Raw genomic sequence first — 9125 nt, 5'->3', positions numbered from 1 at the left:
AATCCCTGCCGATCACCCGCCAGCTGGCCGCAGACTACAAACGCCTGCTGGATAAGGGCATCCTCGGCAAGCACGCCTTCCTCGAACGGGAGCAGCGGCGCATGGACCAGGAGCGTGAGTTGGCCATTCAGCAGGCCCGCGTCGTCGAGTTCCAGGCCGCCAAGCTGGAGGCCGAGCGCCGTCGCCAGGGCGTGATCGCCCAGACCCGCCGCACCATGCTCGACCTACAGCATGAATCGGAACAGCGCAGCGCCGCCCTGCAACAGGAGCTGGTCAAGGCCGAACAGCGCGACCGCCTGACCCGCCTCACTGCCCCGGTGGACGGCACCGTGCAGCAGCTGGCCATCCATACCCCTGGCGGAGTGGTTACCGAAGCCCAACCGCTGATGGTCATCGTGCCCAAGGACCAGCCGGTTGAAGTAGAAGCCATGCTGGAGAACAAGGACATCGGCTTCGTGCGCGCCGGGCAGGAAGTCGAGGTCAAGGTCGAGACCTTTAACTTCACCAAGTACGGCGTGGTGCACGGCACCGTGCTGAACATCTCTAACGACGCCATTGAGGACGAGAAGCTGGGTCTGGTGTACAGCACTCGGATTCAGCTGAAGGAAAACAGTATCCAGGTCGGCGAGAACCGCATCGAACTGTCGCCGGGCATGGCCGTGCGAGCGGAAGTGAAGACGGACAAGAGAAAGGTGATCGATTACTTCCTGAGTCCGCTCAGGGAGTACCAGAACGAGAGCCTGAACGAACGCTAGCGGTACCGATGCCAGGGAGAGCGCATCCGGATGAAAGTGCTGTTCATACACCAGAATTTCTTAGGCCAGTTTCGCCATCGTTAAAGTCAGTGATTTCTGCAAGCAAGTAAAAAGCGGCGCATCCTCGAATAATCCGATAGTGCCACCTGTATCTTAATATGTATTTAATGGGCTGGAGTAAGTTCATGGGAAAGGGGAAAAGTCTTTTTAGAGCACTACTTGGCTTGGTAGGAGGAGTTCTTCTTTTTGCTGGTGCAATGGCCGCCGAAGCTGGCCCCTCACCAAGTTGTGATTTATTGAAAAATGAAGCGGCGACACCAAAGAATACTCTCACTTGGCGTAAGGTCGAACCGGCTCGCATATTGGAGGCGGATTATTACGGGCGGATATTTGAAGCCAATTTTGACCAGGAAGGATCAAGGCGGTTTCTATACAAAGTAATCTATAACATCTCTGGGCAGCCGGCTTATGTCTCTGTTGCGCTGCTTGACCACTCTCTTGATGATATTGACGTCAAAAAAATACGGCCTCAGGCGATATTTCTCTTAGAGGAGGAGGCCAGGAAAGTAGTCAGTGAGGGCGGGGCTAGAGAGGCTTATGGAGTTGTCCATAGCGGAAAAGATATCTCAATCTGGTCACTAGGGTCGGGATGGTACTTTTCTTTGGAATGGCTAGGTCGACTAGTAATTTTTGAACTGGCCAGTGATCGTATTAAATATGCCTGTTTTGAAAATTAAATCAAGGAGGATTTATGTCGCTATCGAGTGTAAGTGAGAATTTCGTTCATGGCGGTTATCAAGACGACCGAAATGAAGAGATTAAGCGCTTCGAAAATGATCCGCTCAGAGTTAACGGCAGTCCACTGGGTGTGCATTTAGATCACATAGGGAGACCTGCACTCGGGTATGGCTATGATCTTCTGGCCCGAGACTTGAATAGCTTGCAGGCTGAACTTCAACCATTTCTGGCAGTTGGATCTCAGATTACTAATCATCATATTGAGGTCTTGCGCTCTCTGAGAACTGGTCAGCCAGTCTCGCTTCCTGGTGACCCACTTTTCGGTGAGATTATTGATATAGCTATGTTTCGTGCGGAATGGAACGACGTGGTCCTTGCTTCGGAGGAAGAGGCTGAAAATCTACTGAATTTGAAAGTTCAACAATATGAGAATGCATTAACAGCAGCCCTTGGGGATCATGACATTCCTCACTCTCGAGAAAGGGCTGCGATTATCTCTATTTTATACAATATAAGCGGCCCAACTGCTGGAGCGATCTCTGCGAATATACCCTCTACGCTTGCCATAATCAGAAATAATCAGAGCGACCCTGGGCAGAAGGCAAAGATTTGGTTTGAGATAAAGTACAATACAAACTCTGATCGCGACCCCCAGTTGCAACCTCGCCGAGATAGAGAAGCCGCAATGTTTTCTCTCTATCAGAACGGACAGTCGGCTGCCTCAGAAGAGGAAGCTAAGGCTGTGCTTTTTGTACTTGAGGGGAAAAGAACGCATATTCAAAGTTATTTGCAAGCAGTCGGTGGGGATGCTGATAGCGACTTCGAGAGCTTCCCAAGCTCCGCAAAATTGTTGTTGATAGATAATTTTGCCCACGGCGCGGCTATAGATTCTGTAAAAATCGGGGCGACTGACGGCTACCTAGATAAACAGGGAGTTCAACTCGGCACCGGAGATGTTATCGAAGGGACGGATGGTGGCGACTTAGTAATCGCACAAGCTGGTGACGATCGCCTCAGTGGTGGAGATGGGGCTGATTATCTCTATGGTGATTCAGGTGTAGACAATATTCACGGTGACGGTGGTGGTGATTCCATTTATGGGGGCGAGGATGACGACCACTTATATGGAGATGCCGGTGAAGATACTTTGGATGGTGGCAAGGGTATAGATTACCTCTATGGCGGAAAGGACAATGACGTTCTTAAAGGCATGGTTGGCAATGACTTTCTCTATGGTGATGAGGATCAAGACTATCTAGAGGGAGGAATGGGGGCTGATCAACTGTTTGGCGGCCAGGGCTTCGATATATATAAGGCCGACATAAGCGATACTATCACTGATAGCGACGGATATGGCCGAGTGGAGTTCAATGGGCGCTCGCTGACCGGCGGCAAACGAAAAGAAACCGACCCCGAGAACATCTACAAGAACGGCGGCGACACCTACGTGCTGACCGGCACCACCTTGGTCGTCAATGGCGGCCTCACCATCAATGACTTCTCCGACGGCAAATTAGGCATCTTCCTCATCACTGAACCGGACGACGAAGAGGAAGAAGAGGAGGAGGAAGAGATCCCCGACACTGGTGAGGCTGAAACCCGCACCTCCCCGATCATTCTTGACCTCGACGGCGACGGCATCGAAACCCTGAAGCTGGGCTCCAATTACTTCGACCACGACGCCGATGGCCTTCGTGAGCGCTCCGGCTGGGTCGGCCCGGACGATGGGTTGTTGGTTCGTGATGCGAACGGCGATGGCCTGATCAGCGATGGTTCCGAGCTGTTCGGCAATAACACGCGACTGAAGAATGGCCAGAAAGCCGCCAACGGCTTCCAGGCGCTGGCCGAATACGACGACAACGGCGATGGCGAGATAGATGCCCAAGATGCATCGTTCGCTACACTCAAGGTGTGGCGCGATCTGAACAGCAACGGCGTCAGCGAGCAGGGTGAGTTGCAGGGTTTGGCCGAGGCCGGGGTGCGCTCCATCGCGACGGCTTACACCACCTCCTCCCATGTCGATGCCAATGGCCATGCGCACCAGCAGATGGGTTCTATCGTGTTGGCCAATGGCACGGCGTCTACGGCGGCGGACGTCTGGTTCAAAATCGATGCAGCCCGGCGCGTCAACAGCGGCACCATTGAGCTCACCCCGGATGTGGCGTTCATGCCCAACGCCAAGGGCTTCGGCCAAGTGTATGACTTGCATCAAGCGATGGCACTGGACGCCGGCTTGAAAGACTTGGTCAAGCAATACATCGCGACCACCGATAAGGCTGCACGCGGTGCTCTGCTGGACAACCTGATTTATCGCTGGGCGGGTGCCGCCAACGTGGACCCCTACAGCCGCGATCCGAAGAAGGTCTACGGTCATGTTATGGATGCCCGGCAACTGGTGACGCTAGAGAAGCTGGTGGGCCGTCCTTACTTGGGCACCTGGTGCTGGGGTGAGCGTGACCCCAACCCCCACGGCCAAGCCGCGCCGCTGCTGATTGCCGAATACCTCGAGTTCAAGCGCTTCACCGAGGCGCAGATTCTGGCGCAAACCGAGTTCGCCGGTGAGCTGGATATCATCCGCTCGCACTTCGGCTCGGATGCTTCACGGATCGTGGTGAACTGGGATGGGCTGCAGGGCAAACTGGAGGCATTGTACGCGGCCGGAGAGACTGATCGGATCAAGGGCATTGTGAGCGTATTGAACGATCTCGGCACCTATTCGCCCGGCTATCGCACGCAGCGGGATGCAGCGTTCCAGGCTATCGGCACATTCAGCATCGAGCTGGCGCCCTTCTTCAATTATTCCGCCCTTGTTGGTACCGAGCAGCAGGACGTCCTGACCGGTATCTCGGCTGGCACCCTTTTCTACGGTTTAGCCGGCAATGATCGCTTCTATGGGCGGGAGGGGAGCGATGGCTACCACTTCCTCAGAGGTCATGGCGACGATGTGATCCTCGACAAGGGTGGCTTCGATCAGGTGATCTTCGGTGAGAGTATTACTCAGGAGAACTTGGTGTTTTCCCGGGATGCCACCACGCTCTGGATCAAGATCCAGAACGTCGACGCGAGTAGTGCGGGTTCGATCCGAGTGGATAACTATTTCGACTTCAATGGTGATGTGGGAAGCGGTGCCATCGAAAGGATCAGGTTCCATGATGGCAACACCTTTTCCCAGCAACAGATTGCGCAGGCCCTGGCAGCGGCGGCTGCGACTCCGGGCAATGACCGGATTTTTGGTTCGACCCAAGGAGATGTGATCGCGGCCTTGGCCGGAAATGACATCGTTCAGGGCTTCGATGGCAGCGACCGACTGGCTGGTAATGAAGGCAACGACCAGTTGCTTGGGGATAACGGCAACGATTGGCTCGACGGTGGTTCGGGCAACGATACCCTGACCGGGGGGCGCGGCGACGACACCTATCTGTTCGGCACCGGGCACGGTGTCGATGTGCTCGATAACTATGACGACACCCAAGGGCGGCAGGATCGAATTGTCTTCGACGAAACAATTACTCCCGCCTCGGTCGATCTTAAACGCGTGGGCAATGATCTGCTGATCCATACCTCGCCTACTGACACCATCAAGGTGACTAAGCACTTCCAGAGCGATGGATTGGGTGCTTATGCGGTCCAAGAAATCGTGTTCGCCGATGGTACCCGATGGGACAGCGCCTTCATTCGGACCTTCATTCTGCAAGGGACGGCCGGCGATGACTCGATCGTAGCCTTTTCAACCGACGATACCTTAACGGGACAAGGGGGAGACGACACCTTGTCCGGAGGGATGGGGCATGACCGCCTGGTTGGTGGAGTTGGGAATGACACGCTGAGTGGCGATGCTGGCAATGATCTCTATGTATTCTCTCGTGGAGATGGGCAGGACACTATTCAGAACTACGATGCAAGTGTCGGCAGAGTCGACGCGCTGCAATTCGCCGAGGGTATCAACCCCGAGGATATCGTCATCCTCCGTACGGATCCCCATCTGGTTTTGAAAGTTAAAGATACGCAGGATCAAGTCACAATTCTCAACTTCTTCTCTGGCAATGCAACAAGCTTTTATAAGCTGGATGAAGTCAGGTTCTCTACTGGGGTTGTCTGGGATATTGCAACCATTAAGCAGTTGGCAATTCAGGGTACTGAGGCTAGCGACAACATCATTGGCTACGACTCTAATGATGTGCTGGATGGAAAGGCCGGTAATGACTTTCTCTCTGGCGGCTATGGTAATGACACTTATATATTCGGCTATGGCTATGGCCATGACAGGATCAACAATCATGATCAGTTCGATCCAAACCCAACTCCCAAGGATGTCGTTGAATTCAACTCAAGCGTTCGTGTCGAAGATGTGACATTTTTCAGGGACTATTGGGAAAATCTCTTTGTTTATTTAACCGGCTCGAATGATAAGCTAGAGATATCTAGCTTCTTCTATTCTCCATTAAATGGAGGCGACTCGGCATATTCCGATCCTACTGGGCCGTTCTATTACGAACTGGAAGAGTTCCGCTTCTCTGACGGCACTGTTATTACGTCCGCTCAAGTTCGCAGCTTGGTCCTTTCCGGCACTAACAATGATGACTTAATAGAGGGCTACGCTACCTCCGATAGGCTACTAGGTTATTCAGGTAACGATGACATTAGAGGAAACTCTGGAGATGACTACATTGATGGGGGGGAGGGTAATGATCGCATTGAAGGTGGGCTCGGTAACGACACGCTGATTGGCGGGGCCGGAAAAGATAACATTGCAGACGGGAAAGGGGTCAACGTTATAGATGGCGGCGAAGGTGACGATAATATCTCGATCAATCCTGAGTCCACCCTGATCTTCGGAAATGGCTATGGCTATGATCAAACTGACATTTCTAGGGTTGAATTTACAAATGGCTCTGCATCAGGCGAGTGGCGATATCTTAGATTTCTAGATAGCCTAGTGATTACGCGCAGTGATGCCCATGAAGACAGATTAAGGGTCAGGAATTTTTTCTCAGAGAATCCTCTATACACCCAATACAGGAATGATTTCTTTTCACTGAATTTTCATGATGGCACATTGATTGAGGACGTTCAGCCAAATGAAATGAGTGGTGTGTACTTTGACCTGAGCGGCGGAGACTATGGTCTGAGTGCAGCTTACTCAACAAGCAAATCCTATAGCGCAACCGCGGACACCATCGGGCAGTATGGTCGTCTGTCCAACGGCGGTGGATATTTCATAGGTGGAAGCAATATTGGTGATGATTTGTTGGTGGGGTCGTGGGGAGCAGATGAAATTGAGGGGCGTAATGGTGATGACATACTGTACGGTATGGCAGGAGATGACTCGTTATCAGGAGGGAATGGTAACGACACGCTAATTGGTGGTCTTGGTAATGACAGCATTTCTCTTTCGTTTGATACTGGGTCTAAAAGCATCATTTTCAATAAGGGAGATGGGAAGGACAGGATCTACCAAAGTGGTCTTGTAGCAAGGTTGAATATAAACGGCTACTTGCCTGGAGAGGTTGTATATCGAAGAGCTAATCAAGATCTCTACATAGAGTTTCAAGGGACAGCCGATAGCATTCGCATGAGTGGTTTCTTTGATTACAGCGGACAGTATGGTCTGAATAGTATCTTTGCAAACACTAGCCTTCACTTCGAGAGCGGGGAGGTTTTGACTGCAGCGGAGGTGCTGGCCCTCGCCCACCAGAGTGATCGTTTACCTACAGTGGTGAACGAAACGGTGGAAACCGCCGCTGGGCGGCCGTTGGTTTTGGATGCCAACGCGTTGCTCAGCAATGATTCCGACGCCGAGTCCAGCTTGGTCTATATCGCCGCAGTCAAATCGCCGGTGAATGGCACTGTGACGATTAGTAGCGACTTAAGGACGATCACCTTTATGCCGAGTGCCGGCTTCAGCGGGATGGCTTCTTTCGTCTATGTCGTCTCTGATGGAGTGAAGACCGCTGAGGGTGTGGCTACTGTCGAGGTCAACCGCTCCTACGAGGTACTGGAGAGCACGACCTTAACTCTCGACGCCGAAACGCTGCTCGTGGGTGATCTCGAACCGAGCAATGACGATTACGATATTCTGGGCACACTCGTGGATGACGATTCCGGGGATGACATCAGCGTGTCATTCGACAGTGCCTCCGGACAGGTCACGGTTACACCCACCGCCGGTTTCCGGGGGCAAGCGACGTTCAGTTATATCGTCAGCGATGGGGTGGACACCTACTACAAGCGGGCCTATGTGCTGGTCGGTACTCAGCAGAACTTGACCCTCACCGGTACCAGCGGTGTGGATATGCTGGAGGGTAGCTTCGGCAACGACACCCTTAATGGTTCGGGTGGCAACGACACCTTGCTCGGCGGCAAGGGCAACGACCGGCTGAACGGCGGAACCGGCCTCGACGCTATGTTCGGCGGCCTAGGTAATGACACCTACGTGGTGGACAACCTTGGCGATCTCGTGAGTGAGGACGGTAACGGAGGAGTCGATACGGTCGAGTCGAGCATAACCCTGACTCTGGCCGCTAACGTCGAAAACCTATTGCTGACTGGCAGCAGCGCCCTCAACGGCACGGGCAATGAGCTGGACAATATCCTGACCGGCAATACCGGAGTGAACACTCTAGTCGGCGGCGCCGGCAACGATCGGCTGGACGGCAAGGGTGGTGTCGACAAGTATCAGGGCGGCACGGGTAACGACACCTATGTCGTGGACAACGCCAGCGAGACGGTGACCGAGAACGCCAACGAAGGGGTCGACACTGTTGAGTCCAGCGTCACCTTGACCCTGAGCAACAACGTCGAGAACCTGACTTTGCTCGGTACCAGTGCCCTCAACGGTACCGGCAACGCGCTGGACAACGTCTTAATCGGCAACAGTGCGGTGAACACGCTGGTCGGCGGCGCCGGCAACGACCGGCTGGACGGCAAGGGTGGCATCGACAAGTATCAGGGCGGGGCGGGCAATGACACCTACGTGGTGGACAACGCTAGCGAGACGGTGACCGAGAACGCCAACGAAGGGATCGATACGGTGGAGTCCAGCGTCACCCTGACCCTGGGCAACAACGTCGAGAACCTGATTTTGCTCGGTACCAGTGCTCTCAACGGGACCGGCAACACGCTGAACAATGTCCTGATCGGCAACAGCGGTGCCAATAGTCTGAGTGGTGCAGCGGGCAACGACACTCTGGACGGCCAGGGTGCTGCAGACACGTTGACAGGAGGGGCTGGGAACGACACCTATGTACTGGGACGTGGGTATGGTGCCGACACAACGGTGGAGAACGATACTACTGCAGGGAATACCGATATAGCCCAATTCCTAGGAGGGATTGCGACTGACCAACTCTGGTTCCGCAAGCTGTCGAACAACCTCGAAGTGAGCATCATTGGGACTTCCGATAAGCTGACGGTCAAGGACTGGTATCTGGGCAATGCTTATCACATCGAGCAGTTCAAAACCGCCGATGGTAAGACCTTGCTAGATAGCCAAGTACAGAACTTGGTCAGTGCGATGGCTGCGTTTGCTCCGCCCGCTGCAGGGCAGACATCACTGCCAGAAAACTACCAAGCGTCGCTGGCATCGGTAATTGCAGCCAACTGGCAGTGATTGAATGCTAAGTAAGCACAAGG

Annotated in this window: 3 protein-coding genes; all 3 read left to right on the top strand. The window is 53.6% G+C overall.

Translation table 11 applies throughout. The features are described 5' to 3' along the window. Positions 1-755: HlyD family type I secretion periplasmic adaptor subunit (locus tag PA6_RS20510; RefSeq protein ID WP_021702899.1), on the top strand; the 755-nt coding region annotated here is incomplete at its 5' end. Positions 756-940: 185 nt separating this feature from the next. Continuing rightward, complete coding sequence (locus PA6_RS23555) at positions 941-1492, top strand: hypothetical protein (RefSeq protein WP_021702898.1); 552 nt, start codon at positions 941-943, stop codon at positions 1490-1492. Between the two features lie 14 nt (positions 1493-1506). Beyond that, the gene (locus tag PA6_RS20505; RefSeq protein ID WP_021702897.1) at positions 1507-9102 is read left to right on the top strand and encodes a calcium-binding protein; all 7596 of its coding nucleotides are present in this window, start codon (positions 1507-1509) and stop codon (positions 9100-9102) included. The last annotated feature ends 23 nt before the right edge of the window (positions 9103-9125 follow it).

It is taken from the genome of Aquipseudomonas alcaligenes NBRC 14159, from assembly GCF_000467105.1.
In the GTDB taxonomy this organism is placed as follows: Bacteria; Pseudomonadota; Gammaproteobacteria; order Pseudomonadales; family Pseudomonadaceae; genus Aquipseudomonas; species Aquipseudomonas alcaligenes.
Note: the sequence above shows the minus strand (reverse complement) of the source record. Positions and strands in the feature narration are given on the sequence as shown.

What these genes read in the sequence shown, in the direction of transcription:
- PA6_RS23555 (WP_021702898.1), top strand. Translation starts at nt 941, where the DNA reads ATGGGAAAGGGGAAAAGTCTTTTTAGAGCACTACTTGGCTTGGTAGGA.
- PA6_RS20505 (WP_021702897.1), top strand. Translation starts at nt 1,507, where the DNA reads ATGTCGCTATCGAGTGTAAGTGAGAATTTCGTTCATGGCGGTTATCAA.